This is a genomic window from Enterobacter cloacae complex sp. P13B (assembly GCF_014895915.1).
GTDB lineage: Bacteria > Pseudomonadota > Gammaproteobacteria > Enterobacterales > Enterobacteriaceae > Enterobacter > Enterobacter bugandensis.
This window is the reverse complement of sequence record NZ_JADBQN010000039.1, coordinates 115071-141323: the sequence shown is the minus strand read 5'-3', so window position 1 is coordinate 141323 and position 26253 is coordinate 115071. Positions and strand designations below refer to the sequence as shown.

Here is a 26253-nt window from a genome sequence, read left to right as displayed (position 1 = left end):
CCAGGTGACGCCGCCGTCGAGGCTGATCTGCGCGTGGTCGCCGCTGCCCAGCGCCGCGCCGAGCGTCCCTTTCAGGCTGATCTGGTTGTCGCTGGTGATAAAGTCGCTGCCGGACAGGCCGGTATCCTGGGTAACGGAATCCACGGTAATGGTCGTTGCCGCAGGCTTCGTCAGGTCAATTACCACGTCCTGGCTGTCCGTTGCCCCCACGTTGCCCGCGCTATCGATCACCCGCACCTGGTACTGATACGTACCGTCCGTCAGGGTGCGGCCATCGGTGTAGCGCCACGTGGTGCCGGTCACCGTCAGGTCAATCCAGGTGGTGCCGCCGTCGAGGCTGATCTGCGCCTTCTCGTTATTGCCGAGCTGCGCGGTCAGGGAGCCGTTGACCACTACCTGCTTATCGTTGGTGATGAAATCCGTCGCGCTCAGGCCGGTGTCGTTTTGCAGCGAATCAATGCTGATGCCCATCGACGGCGCGGTGAGATCGACGGTGACGGTGTGGTTATCGCTGGCGCTGTTGCCGATGGCGTTGCTGACCTGCGCCTTAATCACGTACGAACCGCCGTCTGCCAGCGCGGTGACGTCTGCGCTGCCCACCGTGTAGCTCCAGGTGCCGTCATTCTGCACGGTCGCCGCGTAGGTTTTGCCGTTAAGGGTGATGGTCACCGTCTGGCCCGCAGGCGCGTCGGTGGTGCCGCTGACGACCAGCGGCGTGCCGTGTTCGGCCGCGTTGACGATATCGTCCTGCGCAAAGGTGTTAATGGTGATGGTTGGGACATCGCCGTTCAGCGTCACGTCATGCGTTGCGCTACCCTGGTTGCCCGCCCTGTCGCTTACCGACGCGGTAATGGTGTAATCCCCGTCGCTCAGGCCGAGGAAATCACGCCCCGGCACGAAGACCGACCACGTTCCGTCCGCCCCGACGGTCGCCTGATAGCTGTGCCCGCTGAAGGAAACGGTCACCGTCTGGCCCTGTTCTGCCGTGGTGGTGCCGCGGATGGTCTGACCCGCCAGCTGCTCCGCGTTGTTGATGATATCGTCATCCGCCACGGTGCTGATGGTCACGGTCGGCGCAGCGGTATCCACCGTTAAGGTGTGCGTGGTCTGGCCGCCGTTACCGGCTTTGTCGTTGACCGACGCGGTGACCGTCAGCGCCCCCTGGCTCAGAATAGCCAGATCTGCCGCCGGCACATCGAGCGTCCAGGTGCCGTCGCTGCCGACAAGCGCAGTGTAGGTTTTGCCGCCCAGCGTCACGGTGACGGTCTGGCCCGCCTCCGCGCTGGACGATCCGTGTACCGTCAGCGGCTGCTGCGCTTCCAGCGCGTTCAGCATGTCGTCACCCGACAGTGTCGCAATGCTCACGACAGGCGCGGTGGTATCCACGCTGATGCCGTGCGTCGCCGAGGCGCTGTTGCCCGCGCTGTCCTGCGCCGACACGGATACCTGATAGCTCGCGCCATCGGCCAGGGCACCCACGTCTGCGGCCGGAACGGTGGTCGTCCAGCTGCCGTCGTTCTGGATGGTGGCCGTATAGGTCTTGCCGTTCAGCGTCACGGTGACCTGCGTCCCGCTGGCGAACTGGGCGCTGGAGCCGTTAATCACCAGCGCACTACCCGCTTCTGCCGCGTTGATGACGTCGTCACCGCTGAGGGTATTCACCGTCAGCGCCACGGAAGCCGTATTCACCACCACATCGTGAGTCTGGGTGCTGCTGTTGCCCGCGCTGTCGGTAATGGTCGCGCTAATGGTCACGGTGCCGTCGGTCAGGGCAGAAATCACGCTGGCCGGAACGCCCACGCTCCAGTTGCCGCTGGCGTCAACGGTGGTGGTGTACTGGTTTGAACCGATGGTGATGACCAGCTTATCGCCGACGCTCGCGCCGGTTGCCGTGCCGCTCACGATCTGCGCCTGCCCGTGCTCCACGCTGTTGATGACGTCATCGCCCGCCACGACGTTAAAGCTGACGGACGGCGGTGTAGTATCAAGCGTAATCGCTTTGCCCGCGCTGCCCGGGTTGCCCGCGGCGTCGCTCACGCTGACCTGCACGGTGTAGCCATTATCGGCCAGTGCGGAGAGGTCGGTGCCCGGCACGTTGACGCTCCAGATACCGCCCTGCTGCACCTGAGCGGTATAGCTCTTGCCGCCCAGCGTCACGGTGACCGTCTGCCCGGCTTCCGCCGTGGTGGTGCCGGAGATGGCCACGCCCGCAGCCGCTTCGCTGCCGTTAATCACGTTATCACCTGCCACCGTATCAATCGTCACGGTCGGCGCGGTCGCATCCACGCTGTACTCGCGGCCTGCCGTCGCGCTGTTGCCGTGCACGTTGGTGACGCTCACCTGCACGCTGGCGTCGCCGTCCTTCAGGCCCGCGAGATCCGCGGAAGGCACGGTGGCCGTCCAGTTGCCGTCGGCATCCACTTTCGCGGTGTAGGTTTTGCCGCCGAAGGCGATTGTGACGGTCTGGTTTTCCTCCACGTTCGAGGTGCTGCCCGAGAGCACCAGATCCGCGCCTTTCTCCGCCGCGTTAATCACGTCGTCGGTGGCGATCGCATCGATGCTGATCGCCACGGCCGCCAGATCGACGGTGACGTCGTGACTGATGGAGACCGGGTTGCCCGCGCTGCTCTGGCCTGCCACGGTGACGGTCACCGCGCCTGCTGCCAGGGCACCCACGTCTGCTGCCGGGATCGCCGCGCTCCAGGTACCGTTCGCCAGCACGGAGGCCGCATAAGTTTTGCCGTTAACGGTCACGGTGAGCGTGGTGCCCGCCGCCAGCCCGTCACTGGAACCGGTGACGATCAGGTTCTGTCCGTGCTCGATGCTGTTGATCACATCATCGCCCGCCACGGTATTGATACGCAGACCCGGCAGGCTGGCGTCTATAACGATTTCGCGCTCGCCCGCGCCGGTATTGCCGTGGCCGTTGGTGACGGTCGCCGACACGGTCAAATCGCCGTTGCCCAGCGCCGTCAGGACGGACTCCGGCACGCTCACGGACCAGGTGAGATCGCTCTGCACCGTCGCGGTGTAGCTGTTGCCGCCAATGTTCACCGTCACCGTGTTACCGGCTTCCGCGTTCGCCACCTTACCGGTGATGGTCTGGCCTGCCGCCACTTCTGCCGCGTTGATGACGTTATCACCCGCCACGGTGTTGATGGTGACGGTCGGCAGCGCGGTGTCGACCAGCAGGTTCGCCGTATTGCTGACGCTATTGCCCACGCCGTTGGTCGCGGCTGCGCTCAGGGTGTAATTCGCTTCGCCCAGACCCGCCAGATCCACCGCCGGAACCGTCAGGCTCCAGGTGCCGTCTGCGGCGGTCGTTGCAGTGTAGCTTTTTCCGTTGAGGGTCACGGTCACCAGGGTGCCTTCCGCGAGGTTGGCGCTGGTGCCGCTGACGCTTAGTTCCTGACCTTTTTCCACCGCGTTCAGGACGTTATCGCCGCTGATGGCGTTAAAGCCCACGGACGGCAGCCCGGTGTCCACGGTGACGTTATGGCTGCCGCTGCCGGTGTTGCCCGCCGCGTCGGTAACAGATGCAGTGACGGTCACGGTGCCGTCGCTGAGACCGGAAATCACGCTGGCCGGAACGCCCACGCTCCAGTTCCCCGCCGCGTCCAGCACGGTAGTGTACGTCTGGCCGCCAATCGTGACGGTGACCTTATCGCCCGCTGCTGCGCCGGTGGCGGTGCCGCTGATGATTTGCGCCTGCGCGTGCTCGGCGAGGTTGATCACGTCATCGCCCGCCACGGTGTTGATGGTCACCGCAGGTACGGTCACGTCCACCGTCAGGTTATGGTTTACGGATGCCGGGTTGCCCGCCTTGTCGCTTACGCTCGCGGTCACGGTGACGCTGCCGTCGCTGAGCGACGCCAGATCCGCTGCCGGAACGTTCAGCGTCCAGCTGCCGTTCGCGCTGACGGTTGTGGTGTAGTCTTTGCCGTTCAGCGACACGGTCACGGTCTGGCCCGCTTCGGCGGTGCTGGTGCCGGAAACCGTCAGGTCAGACTGCGCTTCCGTGGCGTTCAGGATGTCGTCAGTCGCCATCGTATTAATGGTGACGGATGGCGCGGTGGCATCCACGCTGTACTCGCGGCCCGCCGAGGCGCTGTTGCCGTTCACGTTGGTGACGCTCACCTGCAGGCTGGCGTCGCCGTCCTTGAGGCCCGCCAGATCCGCAGCCGGCACGGTATAGGTCCAGTTGCCGTCTGCTTCTACAGTAGTGGTGTAGATTTTACCGTTCAGGCTCAGGGTGACGGTCTGCCCGGCTTCCACGTTAGTGGTCGCGCCGGACAGCACCAGATCCGCACCTTTCTCCGCCGCGTTGATCACGTCGTCGGTGGCAATGGCGTTGATGCTGATGGCAACGGTAGCCAGATCCACGGTCACGTCGTGGCTGATGGTGATCGGGTTACCCGCCGCGCTGTCGCCGGTGACGCTGATTTTTACTGTGCCTTCCGGCCACGCGCTCACGTCCGCAGACGGAACCGCCGCGCTCCAGGTGCCGTCCGCCAGCACCGTCGCCGCATAGTCTTTGCCGTTCACGGTAACGGTCAGCGCCGTGCCCGCCGCCAGCCCGTCGCTGGAGCCGGTGACGATCAGGTTCTGCGCATGCTCAATGCTGTTGACCACGTCGTCGCCCGCCACGGTGTTCACGCGCAGGCCCGGCAGGTTAGCGTCTATCGCGATCTCACGCTCGCCGCTGCCGGTGTTGCCGTGGCCGTTGGTGACGGTTGCCGTCACGCTCAGGCTGCCGTTGCCGAGTGCGGTCAGCACATCAGACGGCACGTTCACGGACCAGCTCAGATCGTTCTGCACCGTTGCGGTATAGCTGTTGCCGCCAATGGTCACTGTTACGGTGTTGCCCGCTTCGGCATTCGCCACGGTACCGCTCAGGGTCTGGCCTGCCGCCACTTCCGCCGCGTTGATAACGTTATCGCCCGCCACGGTGTTGATGGTGACGGTCGGCAGCGAGGTGTCGACCAGCAGGTTCGCAGCGCTGCTCACGCTGTTGCCCACCCCGTTGGTGGCGGTCGCATTGAGGGTGTAACTTGCCTGACCGAGACCGGCCAGATCCGCAGCCGGAACCGTCAGGCTCCAGGTGCCGTCCGCCGCCGTCGTCGCGGTGTAGTTTTTGCCGTTGAGGGTCACGGTCACCACGGTGCCTTCCGCCAGGTTGGCGCTGGTGCCGCTGACGCTCAGATCCTGACCTTTTTCCACCGCATTCAGAACGTTATCGCCGCTGATGACGTTGAAGTTGACCGATGGCAGACCGGTATCGACGGTCACGTTATGGGTGCCGCTGCCGGTGTTGCCCGCCGCGTCGGTAACAGACGCAGTGACGGTCACGGTGCCGTCGCTGAGGCCGGAAATCACGCTGGCCGGGACGCCCACGCTCCAGTTACCTGCCGCGTCCAGTATGGTGGTGTAAGTCTGGCCGCCGATAGTCACGGTGACCTTATCGCCCGCTGCCGCGCCGGTGGCGGTGCCGCTGATAATCTGCGCCTGACCGTGCTCGGCGACGTTAATCACGTCGTCGCCCGCCACGGCGTTGATGGTGACCGCAGGTACGGTCACGTCCACCGTCAGGTTATGGTTTACGGATGCCGGGTTGCCCGCCTTGTCGCTGACCGATGCGGTAACGGTGACGCTGCCGTCATTAAGCGCGGCCAGATCCGCCGCCGGAACGTTCAGCGTCCAGCTGCCGTCCGCGCCGACGGTTGTGGTGTAGTCCTTGCCGTTCAGCGTCACGGTCACGGTCTGGCCCGCTTCGGCGGTGCTGCTGCCGGAAATCGCCAGGTCAGACTGCGCTTCCGTGGCGTTCAGGATGTCGTCGGTCGCAATCGTATTGATGGTGACGGACGGCGCGGTGGCATCCACGCTGTACTCGCGGCCCGCAGAGGCGCTGTTGCCGTTCACGTTGGTAACGCTCACCTGCACGCTGGCGTCACCGTCCTTCAGGCCCGCCAGATCCGCAGCCGGCACCGTGGCGGTCCACTTACCCGCCGCGTCCACCGTGGCGGTGTAATTCTTGCCGCCGAAGGTGATGTTGACGGTTTGATTTTCCTCCACGTTTGAGGTGGTGCCGGAGAGCACCAGATCCGCCCCTTTCTCCGCCGCGTTAATCACGTCGTCGGTGGCAATGGCGTCGATGCTGATAGCGACGTTCGCCAGATCCACCGTCACATCGTGGCTGATGGAAACCGGATTGCCCGCGCTGCTCTGGCCCTCAACGGTCACGGTGACCGTGCCTGCGGCCAGGGCACTTACGTCCGCAGAAGGGAGAGCCGCGCTCCATGTACCATCCGCCAGTACCGTCGCGGGATAGGTTTTGCCGTTGACGGTAACGGTCAGCCCCGTGCCTGCGCTCAGGCCATTGCTGGAACCGGTAATAATCAGGTTCTGTCCGTGTTCGATGCTGTTGATCACGTCGTCGCCCGCCACGGTGTCCACGCGCAGGCCCGGCAGGCTGGCGTCTATCGCGATCTCACGCTCGCCGCTGCCGCTGTTGCCCACGCCGTTCGTCACGCTGGCGGTTACAATCAGATCGCCGTTGCCCAGCGCCGTCAGGACCGATTCCGGTACATCGACGGACCAGGTCAGATCGCTCTGTACCGTCGCGGTGTAGCTGTTGCCGCCAATCGTTACGGTCACGGTGTTGCCCGCTTCGGCATTCACCACGGTGCCGCTAATAGTCTGACCTGCGGCCACTTCTGCCGCGTTGATGACGTCATCGCCTGCCACGGTGTTGATCGTGACGCCCGGCAGAACGGACTCCACGTTCACGGTGTGCGAAGTGCTGGTGCTGTTGCCGACGCTGTCCGTTGCGGAGGCAGTGACGGTGTAAAGCGCTTCACCCAGCTGCCCCACCTCGCTCGCCGGAACCGTCGTGGACCATTGGCCGTTGGCCTCAACCGTGGCGCTGTAGGCTTTGCCGTTGAGCATCACGGTCACCACCGCGCCCGCCGCCAGTCCGGAAGCCGTACCGGTGATGGTCAGATCCTGCGTTTTCTCGCTGCTGTTGATCACATCGTCACCGGAGACTGTGTCGATGGTCAGCACCGGCGCGCTCAGGTTGACTTCCACCTCGCGCGTCGCGCTGTTGCTGTTTCCGGCTTTGTCGGTCAGCGCCGCGGTGATGGTGTAATCCCCGGCGGTCAGGGCACCGACGTCCGCCGCAGGCACGCCCACGCTCCAGTTGCCGGACGCATCCAGCGTCGCCGTGTAATCTTTGTTATTGATGGTGACGGTCACCACGTCGCCCGCCGCCGCGCCGGTCACTGAGCCGGTAACGATCAGAGCCTGCCCGTGCTCGGCGCTGTTGATCACGTCGTCATCGGAAACGGTGTTGATGGTCAGCTGTGGCACGGTGGTATCGACCAGCACATCGCGTGCCGCGGAGGCCGGGTTGCCCGCTTTGTCCGACACGGTGGCGCTGACGGTATAGTTCCCGTCGGTAATCGCGCCCACATCAGCAGAAGGCACAGTCACGCTCCAGCTGCCGTTTGCCTGCACGGTGGTGGTGTAATCCACGCCGTTCAGCGTGACGGTCACGGTCTGGCCCGCTTCGGCGTTAGAGACGCCGTTGACGACCAGATCCTGCTGCGCTTCGGCGGCATTGATGATGTTGTTGTCGCTGACGATTTCGATGGAGACCGTCGGCGCGGTGGCGTCCACGCCGTACTCGCGTCCCGCCGAGGCGCTGTTGCCGTTCACGTTGGTGACGCTCACCTGCACGCTGGTGTCGCCATCCTTCAGGCCAGCCAGTTCTGCCGACGGCACGGTCGCCGTCCAGTTGCCGCTGGCATCCACTTTCGCCGTGTAGGACTTGCCGCCGAACGTGATGTAAACCGTCTGGTTCTCTTCCACGTTGCTGGTGGAACCTGAAAGCACCAGATCTGCGCCTTTTTCTGCCGCATTAATCACGTCGTCGGTCGCAATCGCGTCAATGCTGATAGCAACCGTCGCCAGATCGACCTTCACGTCGTGGCTGATGGAGACCGGGTTGCCTGCCGCGCTATTTCCCTCGACCTTCACGGTGACCGTGCCTGCGCCGAGCGCGCTGACGTCTGCCGCCGGAATGGCCGCCGTCCAGGTACCGTCTGCCAGCACCGTGGCCGCGTAGGTTTTGCCGTTGACGATCACGCTCAGCGCCGCGCCCGCTGCCAGGCCGTCGCTGGAGCCGGTAATAATCAGGTTCTGCGCATGCTCAATGCTGTTAATCACGTCGTCGCCCGCTACGGTATCGACGCGCAGGCCCGGCAGATTGGCGTCTATAACGATTTCGCGCTCGCCGGTTCCGGTGTTGCCGTGGCCGTTGGTGACGCTGGCTGACACCGTCAGTTCGCCGTTACCGATGGCGGTTAAGACCGCGGACGGCACGTTGACCGACCAGCTCAGATCGTCCTGAACCGTCGCGGTATACGTATTGCCGCCGATTGAAAGGGTGACAGTGTCACCGCTCGCCGCGCCGCTCACCTTCCCGCTCAGGGTTTGTCCGGAAGCGACTTCCGCCGCGTTAATCACGTCATCGATGGCGATTGCGTTAATGGTAACCTGCGGCAGCGTGCTGTCGACCAGCACGCTGTGGCTGGCGTTCGCGCCGTTGCCTGCGCTATCGGTCACGCTTGCCGTGACGGTATAGCTCGCTTCGCCCAGCGCAGAGACGTTCGCCGCCGGAACGGTCACGCTCCAGCCGCCGCTGGCGTTGGTGGTCGCGGCATAGCTGATGCCGTTCAGGATCACCGTAATGGCTGTACCTTCCGGCTGGTTGCTGGTGCCCGAAATCAGCAGATCCTGGCCTTTCTCGACCGCGTTAATCACGTCGTCAAGCGCCAGGGTATTGAAGGCAATCTCCGGCGCAGCCAGGGAGACGTCAAATTCATGCGTGGCGGTGGTGCTGTTACCCGCTTTGTCGGTGAGGGTCGCGGAGATCGTCTGCTCGCCGTTAGCCAGCGCGCCCACGTCTGCCGCCGGAACGCCCACGCTCCAGCTTCCGGACGCGTCCAGCATCGCGGTGTAGTCTTTGCCGTTCAGGGTGACGGTAATGACGTCACCCGCCTGCGCGCCCGTGACCTTGCCGGAGACGATCAGCGCCTGGCCGTGCTCGGCAATATTCACGATGTCGTCGCCCGCAACGATGTTAAAACTAATCTGCGGCACGGTGGTATCCACCAGCACGGAGGCTTCCGCGCTGGCCGGGTTGCCCGCTTTGTCGGATACGGAAGCCGTGACCGTGGCGTTACCGTCGGTGATGCCCGCCAGATCGGCTGCCGGCACGTCCAGCGTCCAGCTGCCGTCGGCCTGCACCTGCGCGGTGTACTGGTTGCCGTTGAAGGTTACGGTGACCGTCTGGCCTGCTTCGGCAGTGGACGTCCCGCTCAGGGTCAGATCCTGCGCTGCCTCAGCCGCGTTCAGCATGTTATCGCCGCTGATGGTATTGATGGTCACCGTTGGCGCGGCGGTATCGACGCTGAACTCCTGCGCAGACGACGCCGCGTTGCCGTTCACGTTGCTCACGCTGACCTGCACGCTGGCGTCGCCGTCCTTCAGGCCGCTCAAATCGGCTGCCGGTACGGTGTACGTCCAGTCGCCGTTGGCGTTCACCGTCGTGGTGTAGGTTTTACCCGCAAAGGTGATAGTGACGGTCTGGCCCGCTTCTACGTTCACGGAGGAGCCGGAAAGCACCAGATCCTGACCTTTTTCTGCCGCGTTGAGCACGTTGTCCGCGGTCACGCTGTTGATGCTGACGGCGACCGGCGCGAGATCGACGTCCACGACGGTGCCGATAGTCACCGGGTTGCCGGAAGGGTCCTGCGCGCTTGCCTTGATATCCAGCGAACCGTCCGCCCACTGGGACACGTCCGCTGCCGGAACCGCCGCCTGCCAGGTACCGTCCGCCAGTACGGTTGCGGAATAGATCTTACCGTTAATGGTCACCGTGACGGTGCTGCCCGCTGCCAGATCGGTGCTTGAACCGGAAACAATCAGGTTCTGAGCGTGCTCAATGACGTTAATGACATCATCACCCGCCACGGTATCAATACGCAGGCCCGGCAGTTGGGCGTCGATGGTGAAGTTCAGCGAAGTCGAACCGGTGTTGCCGTGCGCGTTGGTGACGCTGGCCGAAACGGTCAGTTCGCCGTTGCCGAGCGCGGTTAACTGGCTCTCGGTTAACGGCAGGCTCCATGAGAGATCGTCCTGCACGGTAGCGGTGTATGTTTGACCGCCGAGGATAATCGTGACGGTATCGCCCGATGCCGCGTTAGAGACCTTCCCGGTCAGGGTTTGCCCTGCGGTGACTTCCGCCGCGTTGACGATATTGTCGGTCGCGAAAGTGTTGATAGTGACGACCGGCAACGCGCTGTCCACCAGCACATCGTGCGAGGTTGAGGCGCTGTTGCCCACATTATCGGTAACGCTCGCCGTCACGGTGTAATTGGCTTCGCCCAGCGCGCTCACCGCAGAGGCGGGCACGGTGACGCTCCAGCTGCCGCTGGCGTTAGTGGTGGTGGTGTAGTTGATACCGTTCAGGTTTACGGTGATGGTGGTCCCTTCCGGCTGGTTGCTGGTACCAGAAAGCAGCAGATCTTCACCCTTCTCTGCTGCATTGATCACGTCATCTACGGCCAGCGTGTTAATACCGATAACAGGCGTCACGGTATTCACCACCACATCCAGAGAACTGCTGCCGGTGTTGCCGGAGCGATCGGTCACGGAGACGTTAATGGTCCAGGTACCGTCCGTCAGCCCCTGAACGACGGATGCAGGCAGGCCGAGGCTCCAGTTGCCCGCCGCGTCCACCGCGGTGGTGTAGTCCACGTTATTAATAGTGATGGTGACCAAATCGCCCGCCGCCGCGCCGGTGACGGAGCCGCTCAGGATCTGCGCCTGAGAATGGGCCAGCTGGTTAACGGTGTTGGTGTCGGTGACAAAGTCATTAATGGTCACCTGCGGCACGGTGGCATCCACCAGTCCAACGCGGTCCGCACTGCTGCTGTTACCTGCCACGTCGCTGACGGAGGCCGTCACGGTGACAGTGCCGTCTGCCAGCGCGCCAACGTCGGCGGCAGGCACGTTCAGCGTCCAGGTGCCGTCAACTTGTACGGTAGTTTGATAGTTTTTGCCGTTCAGCGTCACGGTGACCGTCTGGCCCGCTTCAGCGGTTGTGCTGCCGCTGAGCACCAGATCCTGCTGCGCTTCTGCCGCATTGATGATGTTGTCGTCGGTCAGATTATCGAGCGTAATGGTCGGCGGCTGCGTATCGACGGTCACCACGCGTGAGGCGTCCGCGCTGTTGCCGCTGACGTTGGTCACGCTGACGCTTACCTGCGCCCGCCCGTCAATCAGCGTTTCCATGGCGTGCGCCGGGACGGTCAGGCTCCAGGAGCCATCCTGCTGCACCTGCGCGGTAAAAGTCTGGTCGGCAAATTTCACCACCACGGTTTGCCCCGCCTCCACGCCCTGCGTCTGGCCGGAAAGGGTTAAATCGCTCCCTTTTTCTGCCGCGTTCAGCAGGTCATCGCCGGAGACGGTATCAATGGTGACCGCCACGGCGTTGAGATCGAGTTCAATCGGGTGTTCAGCCGCAACGGTGTTGCCCCAGGCATCTTCCGCGCTGACGCTGACCGTCATACCTCCGGCCGTCCAGGCCTGCAGATCCGCAGCAGGAACGCCAATGCTCCAGCCGCCGCTGGCGGTCACCACGGCGGGATAGTCGACGTTGTTGATGGTGACGACAATCGGCGTACCTGCGGCCAGATGGGTGCTGGCGCCGGTGACGGTCAGATCCTGCTGCTGCTCGATGGCGTTGATTACGTCATCGCCGGAAATGGTGTTTACGCGCAGACCCGGCAGTTCCGCGTTGATATTGATATCGCGCTCGCCGGTGCCGGTATTACCGTGCCCGTTGGTCACGGAGGCGGTAAAGGTCAAATCCCCGTCGCCAAACGCCTGAAGATCCGCTGAAGGGATTGTGACCTTCCAGGTCAGATCGCTGCCCACCGTGGCGCTGTAGCTCTTACCGCCGACGCTAACAGACACCGTATCGCCCGCCGCCGCGCCGGTAACGCGGCCACTGAGGGTTTGGTCCACGCCCGCTTCGGCGTTATTAACCAGGTTATCCCCCGCAAAGGTGTTAATGATCACCTTCGGCAGCACGGTATCGACCAGCAGATTCGCCTCTGCGGAGCCGCTGTTACCCACGCTGTCGGTGCCGCTGACGCTGACGCTATAAAGGGTGTTCGCCAGATTCAGGACGTCGGATACCGGCACCTGAACCGCCCAGATACCGTTTTCGACGGTCGCCTGATAGCTGACGTTGTTCAGCGTCACGGTAACGGCGCTGCCGTCCGGCAGGTTGCTGGTGCCGCTCAGGCTCAGCGGCTGCATCGCCTCCCGGGCATTCAGCACGTTGTCCTGGCTGATGGCGTCAATCGTAAATTCCGGCGGGTTGCCGCTCAGCGCAATGCCGTGCGTGGCGCTACCGGTGTTCCCCGCTGCGTCGGTGACGGAGACGGCAATGGTGTGGTTGCCCTCACCCAGCGCGCCGACGACGGAGGCAGGAACGCCCACGCTCCAGCTGCCGTCTGCCTGTACGACGCCGGTGAAGGTCTGGCCGCCAACGGTCACGGTGACGACATCGCCTGCCGCCGCGCCGCTCGCCTGCCCGGAAATAATCTGCGCCTGGCCCTGCTCGCTGGTGTTGAGGATATCGTCGCCCGCGACGGTGTTGATGGTGACGACCGGCGCGTTGGTATCTACCGTGAAATCCGCGGTCACGGACGAGCCGTTGCCAGCTTTGTCGCTGACGTTCACCGTCAGGGTGTGGTGACCTTCATTGAGGGCCTGCACCTCGCTGGCCGCCAGCGTGACGGACCAGGTGCCGTCGCTGCCCACCGTGGCGTTATAATTTTTGCCGTTCAGCGTCACCGTCACAATCTGCCCGGCTTCCGCGTTGGTTTTACCACTCAGCGTCAGCGGCTGGTTGTGCTCAGCGGCATTAATGATGTTGTCCTGCGCGAGCGTATCGACGGAGAGCGTTGGCGCAGCGGTATCCACGCCAATCGTCTGGCTTCCGCTCACGGTGTTACCCGCCGCGTCTTTGCCGCTGACGCTGACGGTCCAGGTACCGTCGCTGAGCGCCTGCGCGTCTGCCGCAGGCACGTTAACGCTCCACGCGCCGTCTGCTCCCACCTGAGCGGTGTAGGCTTTGCCGTTCAGCGTTACGGAAACGTCGGTTCCCTGCGCCAGATGCTGGCTGCTGCCGGACAGCGTAAAGCCTGCGGACTGTTCGCTGGCGTTAATCACGTTGTCACCCGCCGTTGTCGCCAGCGTAAGCGTGGCCTCGGACGTAGAAACGGTCACGGTGATGTTGCCCGCTGACGTGGTTTTACTGCCGTCGATCTGCACCACCGACCAGGTGTGCTCTCCGTCGGCCTGGGTCGGGAGTTTTACCGTCCAGGTGCCGTCTTTACCGACCATCGCGCTGGCGATGGTGCTGCCGCTGCCGTCTTTAATCTGGATGGTCGCGCCCGGCTGACCGGTACCGCTGAAGGTCGGCGCGTTATCGTCCGTGAGGGCGTTTGCGCTCAGCACTCCCTGCTTGTCGCCCACCTTGTCCGACAGCAGGAAGGTCGGCGTGGCGCTTTCCACTTCTTTTGTGTTATCAATGACTTTCGTTTTGGTTTCGCCGTCACCGCCGTGGGCCAGCAGTGCGCCGATAGCACCGCCGCCTAACGCCGCCCCTGCAATCCAGCCCCACGGGGCATCGCTCAGGGCGCTTCCCTGCTCCAAGAAGGGTTCAATGCTGCTAATGGGTGTGGCCTGCGCGGTTAATTCAGTAGCGGCAACGCCTGATGCTTCCCCGGCATCGGCAAAAGAGAGATGAGTCAGTTCCTGCCCGTCGTTGAACACCAGCTCTGACTGATGTTGGGTTTCAGGATCTTCAACAAAATAGTTATTGCAGCGAATAACGCTGCCGTCCTTCATATAAATGAGAAGGTCTTTACCCTGGCGGACATAACGCACCACGTCCTGAGCAGAGCCCTGAATTTCAATCACGCTCGGCGATGAAATAGAGACCGACAGATTTCCTTCGCCGGTTAATTTCGTTTTCTCCGCCGTTTTGCGAATGATGACATCAACAACCTTTACGTTACTCATATTCCTCTCCTTGCAGGTGTACGGATCCCTGTGGATATATCCACCAGACGGATGTAGCTATCCCTGGGAAAAAACACCCATTATTTTCAGACTTATTTCGTGCAGCTATGCGTGGCTTTTGTTAACTCAAATCGGGTAATTTTGCGGCAGCGTTTTTCTCTATTCCAATAAGCGGCATTAAATTATCAACCGCGGAAGCATAATTAATTGCCGAACTCCAGCCATCATACTCGGCGATTATTTTTGCCGACGTGGCCTGCCAGACATCCTGCTCAACGCTGAGCAAATCATTAATGCTCCGCTTGCTCAGGGTGTATTCATTTTTATAAACCTCGCGGGCCCGCAGCGCATTTTCCAGCTGCCGCTTCCCGGCCTCCATTCTTCCCCGTGCGCCGGTCCAGTCAGCTTGCGCGACGGAGGCCTTTTGCAGCACGTCGAAACGCGCCTGATCGACCTGAGAGGACGCCATCGCCCGGGCGCCCTCAGCCTGACGCACGCGTGCGGATACCGCGCCGCCCTGATAAAGCGGTGCGTCAATATTGAGCTGGATTTGGTCGTCCCAGTATGAGCGGTTGTCCGACTCGTAACGCGTGCGTCCCCCCTTCAGGCTCAGGGTTGGCCAGTGCTGGGACTTCGCCGTTTCAACGCCATACTGGGCCGAACGTTCCATATTCTGCGCGGCCATTACCGCCGGTATTAACGAATAATCAATGCGGTTGAGCGAATCCGGCTCAACGGCGAGGTTTGCGGGTACCGGCGAATAATGATCTGCCTGCATTCCGGTTAATACCGCAAGCCTTGCGCGGGCGCTGTTCAATGCGGCGTTATACTGCGCCACCGTCGCCTGCATGCCGGCAATACGCGTGCGGGTCTGGAGTTCATCGGAGGTGGAACTCACGCCCGCATCGGCGCGCAGTTTTGCCAGCTGCTCCACGTTTTTCAGTGCCTGAACATTCTCTTTTGCCGCCTGTAGCAGGTCGGAATAACGTTTGACCTCCACGTAGCCGAGCGCCGTTTTTTCCGCCACGTCAGAAAGCGTGCTCATCAGCTGGTAGCGGTAGCTATCGCGCTGTGCGGAAGACTGGCTGATGCTGTTGTTGGTCTTGCCAAAATCGTATATCAGCTGGGTCAGGCTCACTCCCCAGGCCGCAGAGTTCTTCAGCGAACCGCTGGAATCGGTGGTCTGGCTATGCCCCGTACTCCCGTTCAACGCTATTTGCGGCATCCAGCCGCTGCGCGCCTCGTCTATTTGCGCCTGACCAATACCTAACTGCGCGGCCTGCTGGCTAATTGACGGATCGCGATCGATAGCGAAAAGAATACTTTCCTTTAAGGTCGTCGTTGCCATCGGGGCAATACCTACCGCGCCACTATTGGCATAAGCCGTATTTAGGGCTAATGAAATTAACGCCAGCGTAGCTATAAATTGGCGTGAAACAGGCTTGCGTAATATCGTCATTTTATCTCCCTGACTCTGAGTGATACTCAAGCAATTACCCAAAAAGAGGTACAGATAATTAGACAAATATCTTATTTAACTTCCTCGCTAAATTTCAGGTAAAGCTCCCCATACCCATTTCCGATGGAGATGAGATCCGCCTTTGTCTTATTAAATTTAAGAAATTACTTATTTCATAAGTTGATTTGCAGCATAACAAAATGTGGTATAGGCCACTACACCCACAATGTTAATGCAGTGTTACATATAAGAAAAAACATGGGGTTTCTGGACAAAACTCCGAAAGTAGCCTTTCAGATGAAACATCAAAACACACTGTAATTTAAGGAAAATTCTTAATCTCCTCTGCGCACATTTTTGCGTTAATTTCTGAGCGGGTCAGACACAAAGATTTTCAAAGAAGTGTCAACTTAAGTAAGAGCCATCGATTTGTTGAAAAATAATTCCAATAAAAAACATAAATCAGACATTAAATGCTTTATTTTAATTTCATATCAGCACATTCCACCAATTAATGACAATGCGTTGGTTACATAACCCAAATCGTTGATTAAAACATAACATTAACACTCTGGTTAACATTCAGAACGGGTTAATGATATCCGCTTAATATAATTCCAATAATCAAACATCAACCTGGTTTATGATGCCCCTTCCTTCTGCGTCAAAATGCTGTATTATGCGATTTATTGCGACATTTTGCAGGATTGCTGCCCATGCACAAAACCGCACGTCAACGCTATGTCCTTGATATTCTCAGTGAACAAGGTCAGGCCAGCATCACCGAGCTGGCAGAAAAGCTGCAGGTTTCGGCGGATACCGTTCGTCGGGATCTGACCGATCTGGAAAATCAGGGGCTTGCCCAGAAGAATCACGGCGGGGCTATTGCTCTGAATCTTTCGGCCATGAATCGTCAGGGCCGCAATACCCTGCTGCCGGAAACCAAGCAGCGCCTGGGGAAACAGGTTGCGCAGGCGGTTCCGCCGGGTTCCACCCTGTTTCTGGATGCCGGCAGTACGGTGATGGCCGTCGCTACTTTTCTGCAGGGACCTCACACCGTGATCACTACCTCGCTGGATATCGCCCAGCATTTTAGCGACCGGGAAGACATTGAGCTTATTCTGCTCGGCGGAAAATGGGACCCGAAGCAGCGCCTGTTTGCCGGCAGCGCCACGTTGTCCCTGCTGTCACGCTATCGGGCCGATATCGCCATTCTCGGTGCGTGCGCCCTTCATGCCGAACTCGGTTTGAGTGCCGGTAAAGAAGCGGATGCCGAGGTGAAACGCGCGATGCTCGCCGCAAGCCATGCGCACTGGATTGTTGCCGATCACCTGAAAGTTAACCGCTGCGAGCCGTATCTGGTCTCCGGGCTAACCGATATTCATCAACTCTTTTTAGATCGTCCCTGGCCTGAGCTTGGGGACCCTGGCGCATTACGGGTCACGGTGTGCGCGCAATAACGTGGAGAAGGTCATGAGTAAAGTTCAAACAATCAACATTGCGCTGATCGGGTATGGTTTTGTCGGTAAAACCTTCCATGCCCCGCTGATCCAGTCCGTGGACGGGCTCAAGCTGGCGGTGGTCTCTTCCCGTGATGAAGAGAAAGTGAAGCGCGATCTTCCGGATGTGCTGGTGGTAGCCACGCCCGAAGAAGCCATTCAACATCCTGATGTTGACCTGGTGGTCATTGCCTCCCCTAACGCCACCCACGCGCCGCTGGCGACGCTGGCCCTGAACTCGGGAAAACACGTGGTCGTGGATAAGCCTTTCACTCTGGATATGCAGGAAGCCCGGGACCTGATTGCCCTGGCGGATGAAAAGCAGCTTCTGCTCTCCGTTTTCCACAACCGCCGCTGGGACAGCGATTTCCTCGGCATTAAGCAGATTATTGAGCAAGGCACGGCTGGCAAGGTTAAGCATCTGGAGTCGCATATTGACCGCTTCCGCCCCGAAGTGCGCGTGCGCTGGCGCGAGCAGAACGTCCCCGGCAGCGGTCTGTGGTTTGACCTGGGCCCTCACCTGATCGATCAGACGCTTCAGCTGTTTGGCCTGCCAGAGTCTGTTCAGGGAAATATCGCCACGCTGCGCGACGGCGCAGAGGTTAACGACTGGGCGCACGTGGTCCTCAATTACCCGGCTCATAAGGTGGTTCTGCACGCCAGCATGCTGGTGGCTGGCGGTACGGCGCGCTTTACCGTTCACGGGGACAAAGGCAGCGTGGTGAAAGCCAGAATCGATCAGCAGGAAGCGCAGCTGCTGGCTGGCGTAATCCCCGGCAGCGACGCCTGGGGCGAAGACGACGACAGCATGGTGTTCTTCGAAGCTGATGGTGAACCCCAAACGATTGCCACGCCAAAGGGCGATCAGCGGCAGTACTACATCAACGTGCGGGATGCGATGCTCGGGAAGATCGCCAATCCCGTTCACCCTGTCGAGGCGTTAGCGGTCATGGCTGTTCTGGAAGCGGCGGTGAAATCGTCAGAGACGGGGTCAACGCAGACGCTGGCGTTAACTGATGAAGAGCGTGTTCTTCTGGGTTAAAAAACAAGCCGGGTGGCGCTGCGCCGCCCGGCACGAGTTAAAGACTACTGACGCTTATTCGGCATCATGCGCAAAAGAGTATTATCTTTCCAGAAATAGTGGTGCATCAGCGCCGCAAAGGCGTGAAGACCAATCACGAAATAGCCCAGGTTTGCCAGCGTAACGTGCCACTCCTTCAGCACATCCACCAGGTCAAAATTCCCCTCCGCCGCGTGAGGCATCGCCAGACCAAAGGCGAACCAGTCGTTTCCACGGTTATACATCATTACAATGCCAATCAGCGGCAGCGCAATAAACAGCAGATAGACGATCAGATGCCCAAGGTGGGACATACCGGTAATCATCGCTTTGGGTTTAGGCTGAATGGGCGGTGCGGGAAACTTCAGGCGGATCAGCAATCTCGCCACCATCAGCACCAGAACCGAGATGCCGCAGGAGACGTGGATCATGTTAATAAGCGGTCGATCGGAACGCGGGAAAAAGCCTCTGAATTCCATCGCGCAGTAGGCGACAACGATTAACAAAAACACCAGCCAGTGAATCGTGATTTGCAGGCTTGTATATTTAGTGCGCATGGGATTTCCTGAAAAAAAACAGTCACCGCGCCAACATAATCTCCTTTCCTTAAAAATTCATTAACTTTTCTGTATGGTTTTTCAAATACTTCCCCTCGCATGAAGCATCTTCAATTGCTGCCCTGCCCGTGATGGTCTAAGCCTGGATGAGTTCAAACTGTCGTATCGACACGTTCACAGGAGAACACCATGAGTAAAATTGGCATTAACGGATTTGGACGCATTGGACGCCTTGTGCTGCGCCGCCTTCTTGAAACCCAGGACAGTAATACCGTCGTCGCCATCAACGACCTCACCTCCCCGAAAGTCCTGGCCTACCTGCTCAGGCATGATTCCAACTACGGTGGCTTCCCCTGGAGCGTGGACTTCACCGAGGATGCGCTGATTGTCGACGGTAAAACCATCGCGGTGTACGCCGAAAAAGAGGCAAAGCACATTCCGTGGAAAGCCGCGGGCGTGGATATCGTCGTGGAGTGCACCGGCTTTTATACCTCAGAAGAAAAATCGCGGGCGCACCTGGACGCCGGTGCGAAGAAAGTGCTGATTTCGGCGCCCGCGGGTGAGATGAAGACCATCGTCTATAGCGTGAATGACGATACCATTGACGCCAGTGATACTATTATTTCCGTCGCGTCCTGCACCACCAACTGCCTCGCCCCGCTGGCAAAAGCCCTGAACGACGCGTTTGAAATTAAAGTGGGCACCATGACCACCATTCATGCCTATACCGGCACCCAGGCGCTGGTGGATGGCCCGCGCGGGAAAGATCTGCGCGCCTCGCGGGCGGCGGCAGAAAATATTATTCCGCATACCACCGGTGCGGCGAAAGCCATCGGCCTGGTGATCCCCGCGCTCAGCGGCAAACTAAAGGGTCACGCCCAGCGCGTGCCGGTGAAAACCGGATCGGTAACCGAGCTGGTAGCGATTCTGGGTAAAAAGGTGACGGTCGAGGAGATCAACGCCGCGTTGAAAAAGGCGACCCAGGGGAATAAATCGTTCGGGTATACCGATGACGAGATTGTTTCTTCAGATGTGATTGGCTCGCACTATGGTTCGGTGTTTGACGCCACGCAGACGGAGGTTTCAGAAGCGGGAGACCTGCAGCTGGTGAAAGCCGTTGCCTGGTATGACAACGAGTATGGGTTTGTAACGCAGCTCGTGCGGACGCTGGATAAGTTTGCGGCGCTGTGATTCTCCCCGCACCCTAACCCTCTCCCCAATGGGGCGAGGGGGTTGTTCCGTGCTCAGATGATTTTACGCGCCACCTTCAGGACTGGGTCCTGTTGAAGCTGTCTCCATGCGGCGGTGACGGTTTCAGGGAATTCAACGTGGGCGATAAAATCCCGCCCGGCCGGGCCATAGCCGTTGACGTCATCATACAGGCGCGGCAGTTCACCCAGAACCAGCGACAGATACCGGTCAACGGGCCACAGCCCGGCGTTGACCCCACTAAACTCCACGCCCTCTGTGCCGTTTTGCAGCGCTGGCGTAAACCCGGGATGGCTGATCCACTGCGGTGATGCGGGTTCATCGCGGCACACGCGGGCAAACGTCGCCATCGTGCGGCGTTGCATCGTTGGGTCCTGTACCACCAGCACGCGCCCGCTTGTCCGCTGACGCTCTTTTAGCATGTTCCAGCTAAAGCGCGCGTTTTCACCGCAGTTGGTGGAGCGATCTTCAACCCACACGCGCGCCTCGGGGATCTGCCAGAACGCCCGCGCAATATCGGCGAGAATGCTCGCTTCGGCCCGCCCTTCGACTTGTAAGGTGTGATAACGCGGATGATTGCCGATAGCTGAATATAAAAACGCTGTTGAATGACCAATACCGCCGCTAATCAGGAGCGGGATTTCTCGCTGCGCGGCAATACGGCAGGCTGCCTCAATGGTCGGGATCACCGCGTTCCCTGCCAGAATTACCGCATCGACGTCCGGGTGCAGGCGGCTGCCGCTCAGGTCGTCCTGCGCCAGCCATTCACCGACAGTGTTAATGGCCGCCAGCGTGGCATCCGGCAGGATGGGAAAATGGGTCTGTTCCATGATGAACTCCTTCTCGCTATCCCTTCAGGGTAGCGACTTCAGGTTCTCAACACAACGGCGACATCGGGCCGCTCTTTTTCCTTAAATTTCTCTCGTACATTTGATTAACATGCGCAAATCATATTCACTTGAATTATCATTTGCGGCAGACGTAGAATCGCTAGCCCGCTAATTATTCAATTATTTCTAAGGTAATGACGTTATGCGCCTGCCCGAACGCGACCCTTATGCTCCTCGCGAGTGGCAGCCACATGAGAAACCCGCCCTGCTGGGTTCGCCTTCCACTCCCGAGCACAGTACCCCAAAACGCGTCGCCTATGGCGTCGTTGGGCTGCTGGTTTGCCTGACGGGGGCACTGGGCAATGCGGTGGTCACCGCCAACCTGCAAAACCTGCAGGGGACCTTCGGGGCCTGGTCGACCGAAATCGCCTGGCTGCCCGCAGTCTATGTGATGACCAACATCTCCATTAACCTGCTGCTGGTCAAATTTCGTCAACAGTACGGCCTGCGTGCCTTTACGGAAGGTTTTCTGGTGCTGTACGTGCTGGTCACCTTTTTCCACCTGTTCGTTAACGACCTCAGCTCCGCGCTGATGGTACGCGCTGCGCACGGGATGGTGGCCGCCGCGCTCAGCTCGCTGGGGATTTACTACCAAATCCAGGCCTGGCCTGCGAAGCATCGCCTGAAGGCGCTTACCATCGGGATCACCGGATCGTCGCTCGCTATTCCGCTGGCGCGTCTGTTTTCCACTGAGCTTCTCCAGCTGGACGAGTGGCGCGGGCTCTATTTCTTTGAGCTGGGGCTGGCGCTGATCTCCCTGGCCTGCGTAATCGCCTTAAAACTGCCGCCGGGTGACCGACGCAAGGTCTTCGAGAAGAAAGACTTTGTCACCTTCTTTTTACTGGCTCCCGGAATGGCCCTGCTCTGCGCCGTGCTCTCTTTAGGCCGTCTTGACTGGTGGTTCGAGGCGCCGTGGATCGGCTGGTCGCTGGCGCTATCGCTGGTGCTGATTGTTTCCGCCATCGTGTTTGAACATAACCGCGCCAACCCGCTGCTGAACACCCGCTGGCTGTCGAGCGGCAGCATCGTTCGCCTGGGGCTGATTATGCTGCTGATCCGCATCGTGCTGGCGGAGCAAAATACCGGCGTCATCGGCTGGCTGCAGTACGTGGGGTTACAGAATGAGCAGATGACCCATCTGGCGTGGTCCATTTTCGCCGGGATCGTCTGCGGGATCGTCACCAGCTGCCTCACCATCAAGCCCACAAAGCTGGCGTGGCCGATTATCACCTCTCTGGCGCTGATGATTGTTGCCTCGCTGCTGGACAGCCAGTCCAATTACCTGACACGCCCGGATCAGCTGATGGTCAGCCAGTTCCTGCTGGGCTTCGGCAGCGCCTTCTTCCTGGCGCCCGCCATGCTGGCCGCCATTGGCGGGGTAATTGCCGACCCGCGTAACCTGGTCAGCTTTTCGGTCATGTTTGGCATGAGCCAGAACCTCGGCGGCCTGCTGGGATCGGCGATTCTCGGCACCTTCCAGACCTGGCGCGAGAAATACCACTCCAGCCTGCTGGCGGATCAGCTCACCACGCTTAACCCGCTGGTCAACGAGCGGATTCAGCTTTATACCCAGATGTATAAAAGCCTGATTGCCGACAGTACGCTGCTGGGAACGCAGGCCATTACCCAGCTACAGACGGTGACCACCCTTGAGGCAAATATTCTGGCCTATAACGATACTTATCTGCTGACGGCAAGCATCGCTGCCGCCACGCTGGTCTGGATTTTATGGCGCTTGCTGCGCCTGCGCATTACTGCCCGTATGGCGCTGAAGAACGCCACCGGCAACAAATAATTGTAATATTTCTGGAGAGTTTATGAGTCAGCAGGATGCCGCCAAAGAGCAGGCCAACACCCGCAAAAATGTGCGCATTGTTTCCGTTTTCACCGCCGCTGCCATCGGTATTGTCGGCGTGCTGGTCATTCTTTACGCCTGGCAGCTGCCGCCGTTTACCCGCCACGCGCAGTTTACTGACAACGCCTACGTGCGCGGCCAGACGACGTTCATCAGCCCCCAGGTAAACGGCTATATCACCGAGGTGAAGGTTCAGGACTTTGTGCAGGTCAAAAAAGGCGATCTGCTGTTGCAGATCGATGACCGCATCTATCGTCAGCGCGTCCATCAGGCCGAGGCGCAGCTGGCGATGAAAATTGCCGCGCTGAATAACAACCTGCAGCAGCGGAAAAGCGCCGAAGCGACCATTGCCAAAAATGAAGCCGCGCTGAAAAATGCCCGCGCCCAGAGCCTGAAAACCCAGGCGGATTTAAAGCGCGTGAAGGATCTGACGGCGGATGGGTCGCTTTCCATTCGCGAGCGCGATGCCGCGCTGGCCAGTGCGGCTCAGGGCAGCGCGGATATCGACCAGGCGAAAGCCACGCTTGAGATGTCGCGTCAGGATCTGCAGACGGTGATTGTGAACCGCGGCGCGCTGGAGGCAGATGTTGAAAACGCCAAAGCGGCGCTGGAGCTGGCGCAGATTGACCTGCAAAACACCCGCATTATCGCCCCGCGCGACGGCCAGCTCGGCCAGATTGCCGTGCGTCTCGGCGCGTACGTGACCGCCGGAACGCACCTCACTACGCTGGTACCGCCGCAGCACTGGGTGATTGCCAACATCAAAGAGACCCAGCTGGCGGAGCTGCGCGTCGGTCAGCCGGTGAAGTTTACCGTCGATGCCTTAAACAACAAAGCGTATCAGGGCCGCGTAGAGAGCATCTCGCCGGCGACCGGGGTTGAATTCAGCGCCATCACGCCGGACAACGCCACCGGTAACTTTGTCAAAATCGCCCAGCGTATTCCGGTGCGCATTGAGGTGCTCGGTAAGCCTGAAGAGTCTGCGCTGCTGCGTCCGGGTATGTCGGTCCAGGTAACGATCGATACGCGGGAGGCGAAGTGATGATCCTTCGCCGGATAGCCGCGCTGGTGGGGGCGCTCATGCTGGCCGGATGCCAGTCCGTTGACGTCAAGCCGGCGCAGCCGACCCTGCAAATTCCGGCTCAATGGCGCGCCGTCTCAGGGCCAGCCAGCCCGACGGAACAGCTCTGGTGGCGCAATTTTCATGACAACAACCTCAACCGCTATGTGGACCAGGCGCTAAAAAATAACAGCGATGTGCTGATCGCGCGGGAACGAATTAACGAGTACCAGGCGCGGGTCTTTGCCGCCGACGGCAGCCTGTTTCCTTCGCTCGACGCGGGCGTAACCGGGACGCGCGCCCGTTCTCAATCCGCCGCCACCGGGTTGCCGGTTTACAGCACGCTGTACAGAGGCAGCCTGACGGCGAGCTATGATGTTGATATCTGGGGCGTCAACCGCAGCGCGGCCAATGCCGCCGAAGCCTCGCTGGAGGCGCAAAAAGCCGCCGCCGCGGCTGCGGATCTCACCGTCGCCTCGTCCGTTGCCTCCGGGTACGTCACCCTGCTCTCGCTTGATGAACAGCTGCGCGTGACCGAATCCACGCTGAAATCGCGCGAAGAGGCGTTTAAACTTGCCAAACGCCAGCTTGAGACGGGCTACAGTTCGCGCCTGGAGCTGATGCAGTCGGATTCCGAGCTTCGCTCAACGCGAGCGCAGGTGCCCGTGCTGCGGCATCAGATTGCGCAGCAGGAGAATGCCCTGAGCCTGCTGCTGGGAAGCAATCCCGGTGCGGTAGCGCGTAGCGAAAGCTTTGCGACGCTGACGCCGCTCACGCTGCCGTCACAGCTGCCCTCCACGCTCCTGAATCGTCGGCCAGATATCGTGCAGGCCGAGCGACAGCTGGTCGCGGCTGACGCCTCGCTTGCCGCGTCACGCGCCAGCCTGCTGCCGTCGATCAACCTGACCGCAACCGGATCGATCCAGGATCGCACCCTTTCCGGCCTGCTGGACAACCCGCTCCAGCTCTGGAGCGCAGGCGGCAGCATTCTCGCCCCGCTGCTGAACCGCCAGGCGCTGAACGCGCAGGTGGATATTTCCCAGTCCCAGCGTAACCAGGCGCTGTATGCGTATGAAAAAACCGTGCGTAACGCGTTTGCCGAAGTGAACAACAGCCTTGATGCTATTACGCGCTATCAGGAACAGCTGACGGAGCTGCTTGCCCAGCAGGATGTGGCCCGGGAGACTCTGCGCATTGCGCAGAACCGCTATCGCAACGGTTATTCATCCTATCTTGACGTGCTGGACGCGCAGCGCACGCTGTACTCGGTCCAGACCAGCGTGGTGCAGGTCAAAAATAACCTGCTGCTGGCGCAGATTGATTTGTATAAAGCGCTGGGCGGAGGATGGGTCAGTGCCTGATAACCTGCCCGGTGGTGCTTTGCTTACCTGACCTGCATTTCGCACCCGGCAATCCCTCTTAAGGAGTCAGTCTATGCAACAACAATGGTCTGCAGTAGATAATTACATGATTTCTTCGCTTATCCCTGAGGATGAGGTTCTTCAGAAGGTTCTTGAAAACAACAAACGCGCCGGGCTACCTGAACACGATGTTGCGGCCAATCAGGGGCAGTTGCTGGCGCTGTTCGTGCGCATGACGCAGGCAAGACGCATTCTTGAGATCGGGACGCTGGGCGCCTATAGCTCAATCTGGATGGCGCGCGCCCTGCCGCCGGACGGAAAGCTGGTTACGCTCGAGGCTGACCCGACGCATGCCGATGTTGCCCGCCAGAATATTCGCCTCGCGGGGCTGAACGATCGTATTGAATTAATTGAAGGCCCGGCGCTGAACTCGCTGGAGAATTTCGGTGACGTTCCGCCGTTCGACCTGATCTTTATTGATGCCGATAAGCCAAACAATCCCGGCTATCTGGAGTGGGCGCTGCACTATTCCCGTCCCGGCACGGTGATTATCGGCGATAACGTGGTCCGCGACGGCGAGGTCATTAACGTGCAAAGCGACGACGCGCGCGTGCTGGGCGTGCGGCGTTTTATCGAGATGACGGGGGATAACCCGCGCTTAACCGCCACCGCGCTGCAAACGGTGGGGGTTAAGGGATGGGATGGGTTTACGCTGGCGATTGTGAATGGGTGAAAAAATGTGCGGGCTGATGCCCTCACCCCGACCCTCTCCCACAGGGCTGAGGGTTCCCCAGTAATTTTTAAGCAGAAGCATTAACGTTGTTTCAGAACGATTTAAGGCTTTCAGCGATGCTCTGGTCCGGCTGTAAATCGCTGAGGCGTTTCCTGCAGGCCGGGGCGAGGCGCATGGATGCGCCGAGAGGGCGGGCTTTACAGGGATGTTACCTCCGCCCGTCCCCGATAAGCCGAAAGGAATTAGCCGAAGGTACCGCGTAGCGGCGATTTACCGCCGGGAGCCCGGGTCGCCAGGGCGGCGGCGATTGAGCCGCCCTGGCACGTTCACCGAAACAGCATTTACAGAGTAGCAAGGAACATAAAGTGAACGGAATGACCACCACTGCCGTATGTTCCCCTCACCCT

General features: G+C 60.1%; 11 protein-coding genes. 7 read left to right on the top strand and 4 right to left on the bottom strand.

Going from position 1 to position 26253, the window contains the following annotated elements:
• Positions 1-14163: Ig-like domain-containing protein (locus IM273_RS17000; protein WP_193055563.1), on the bottom strand; the 14163-nt coding region annotated here is incomplete at its 3' end.
• A gap of 121 nt (positions 14164-14284) precedes the next feature.
• Positions 14285-15622 carry a TolC family outer membrane protein gene (locus IM273_RS16995; RefSeq protein WP_041910078.1) on the bottom strand — a complete coding sequence of 446 codons (1338 nt, stop codon included), beginning with the start codon at positions 15620-15622 and terminating at the stop codon, positions 14285-14287.
• A 716-nt stretch (positions 15623-16338) separates the two neighbouring features.
• On the opposite strand from IM273_RS16995, the gene IM273_RS16990 reads away from it, so the two are divergent.
• Positions 16339-17082 (top strand): DeoR/GlpR family DNA-binding transcription regulator, encoded by a 744-nt coding sequence (locus tag IM273_RS16990; RefSeq protein WP_028013082.1) that lies wholly within the window; start codon positions 16339-16341, stop codon positions 17080-17082.
• Between the two features lie 13 nt (positions 17083-17095).
• On the top strand, positions 17096-18163 hold the full coding sequence (locus tag IM273_RS16985; protein WP_193050036.1) for an oxidoreductase: 1068 nt from the start codon (positions 17096-17098) through the stop codon (positions 18161-18163).
• 44 nt (positions 18164-18207) lie between these two features.
• On the opposite strand, the gene cybB is transcribed toward IM273_RS16985, so the two are convergent.
• On the bottom strand, positions 18208-18738 hold the full coding sequence (gene cybB, locus IM273_RS16980; RefSeq protein ID WP_032644876.1) for a cytochrome b561: 531 nt from the start codon (positions 18736-18738) through the stop codon (positions 18208-18210).
• Between the two features lie 189 nt (positions 18739-18927).
• Between cybB and gap the strand changes: the two genes are divergently transcribed.
• Entirely contained in the window at positions 18928-19929 is a 1002-nt protein-coding gene (gene gap, locus IM273_RS16975; protein ID WP_028013079.1) for a type I glyceraldehyde-3-phosphate dehydrogenase, read from the top strand.
• Between the two features lie 53 nt (positions 19930-19982).
• Here gap and IM273_RS16970 read toward each other — a convergent pair whose 3' ends face one another.
• Complete coding sequence (locus tag IM273_RS16970; RefSeq protein ID WP_193050038.1) at positions 19983-20777, bottom strand: YdcF family protein; 795 nt, start codon at positions 20775-20777, stop codon at positions 19983-19985.
• Positions 20778-20979: 202 nt separating this feature from the next.
• Between IM273_RS16970 and IM273_RS16965 the strand changes: the two genes are divergently transcribed.
• The 4 genes from IM273_RS16965 to IM273_RS16950 all read left to right on the top strand — a co-directional run bounded on the left by IM273_RS16965 (position 20980) and on the right by IM273_RS16950 (position 25846).
• Positions 20980-22632, top strand: a complete 1653-nt coding sequence (locus IM273_RS16965) for an MFS transporter (RefSeq protein ID WP_193050040.1) — start codon at positions 20980-20982, stop codon at positions 22630-22632.
• Between the two features lie 22 nt (positions 22633-22654).
• Positions 22655-23734, top strand: a complete 1080-nt coding sequence (locus IM273_RS16960; RefSeq protein WP_028013076.1) for an HlyD family secretion protein — start codon at positions 22655-22657, stop codon at positions 23732-23734.
• Entirely contained in the window at positions 23734-25113 is a 1380-nt protein-coding gene (locus tag IM273_RS16955) for an efflux transporter outer membrane subunit (RefSeq protein ID WP_193050171.1), read from the top strand. Before IM273_RS16960 ends, IM273_RS16955 begins: the two co-directional genes overlap by 1 nt.
• A 73-nt stretch (positions 25114-25186) precedes the next feature.
• Positions 25187-25846, top strand: coding sequence for an O-methyltransferase (locus IM273_RS16950; protein ID WP_193050042.1), 660 nt, complete (start codon positions 25187-25189; stop codon positions 25844-25846).
• Positions 25847-26253: the final 407 nt, after the last annotated feature.

Bases quoted from the DNA above. Each gene is read 5' to 3' on its own strand.
- IM273_RS16965 (WP_193050040.1), top strand. From the start codon at position 20,980: ATGCGCCTGCCCGAACGCGACCCTTATGCTCCTCGCGAGTGGCAGCCA.
- IM273_RS16995 (WP_041910078.1), bottom strand. From the start codon at position 15,622: ATGACGATATTACGCAAGCCTGTTTCACGCCAATTTATAGCTACGCTG.
- IM273_RS16950 (WP_193050042.1), top strand. From the start codon at position 25,187: ATGCAACAACAATGGTCTGCAGTAGATAATTACATGATTTCTTCGCTT.
- IM273_RS16955 (WP_193050171.1), top strand. From the start codon at position 23,734: ATGATCCTTCGCCGGATAGCCGCGCTGGTGGGGGCGCTCATGCTGGCC.
- IM273_RS16960 (WP_028013076.1), top strand. From the start codon at position 22,655: ATGAGTCAGCAGGATGCCGCCAAAGAGCAGGCCAACACCCGCAAAAAT.
- IM273_RS16990 (WP_028013082.1), top strand. From the start codon at position 16,339: ATGCACAAAACCGCACGTCAACGCTATGTCCTTGATATTCTCAGTGAA.
- IM273_RS16970 (WP_193050038.1), bottom strand. From the start codon at position 20,777: ATGGAACAGACCCATTTTCCCATCCTGCCGGATGCCACGCTGGCGGCC.
- cybB (WP_032644876.1), bottom strand. From the start codon at position 18,738: ATGCGCACTAAATATACAAGCCTGCAAATCACGATTCACTGGCTGGTG.
- IM273_RS16985 (WP_193050036.1), top strand. From the start codon at position 17,096: ATGAGTAAAGTTCAAACAATCAACATTGCGCTGATCGGGTATGGTTTT.
- gap (WP_028013079.1), top strand. From the start codon at position 18,928: ATGAGTAAAATTGGCATTAACGGATTTGGACGCATTGGACGCCTTGTG.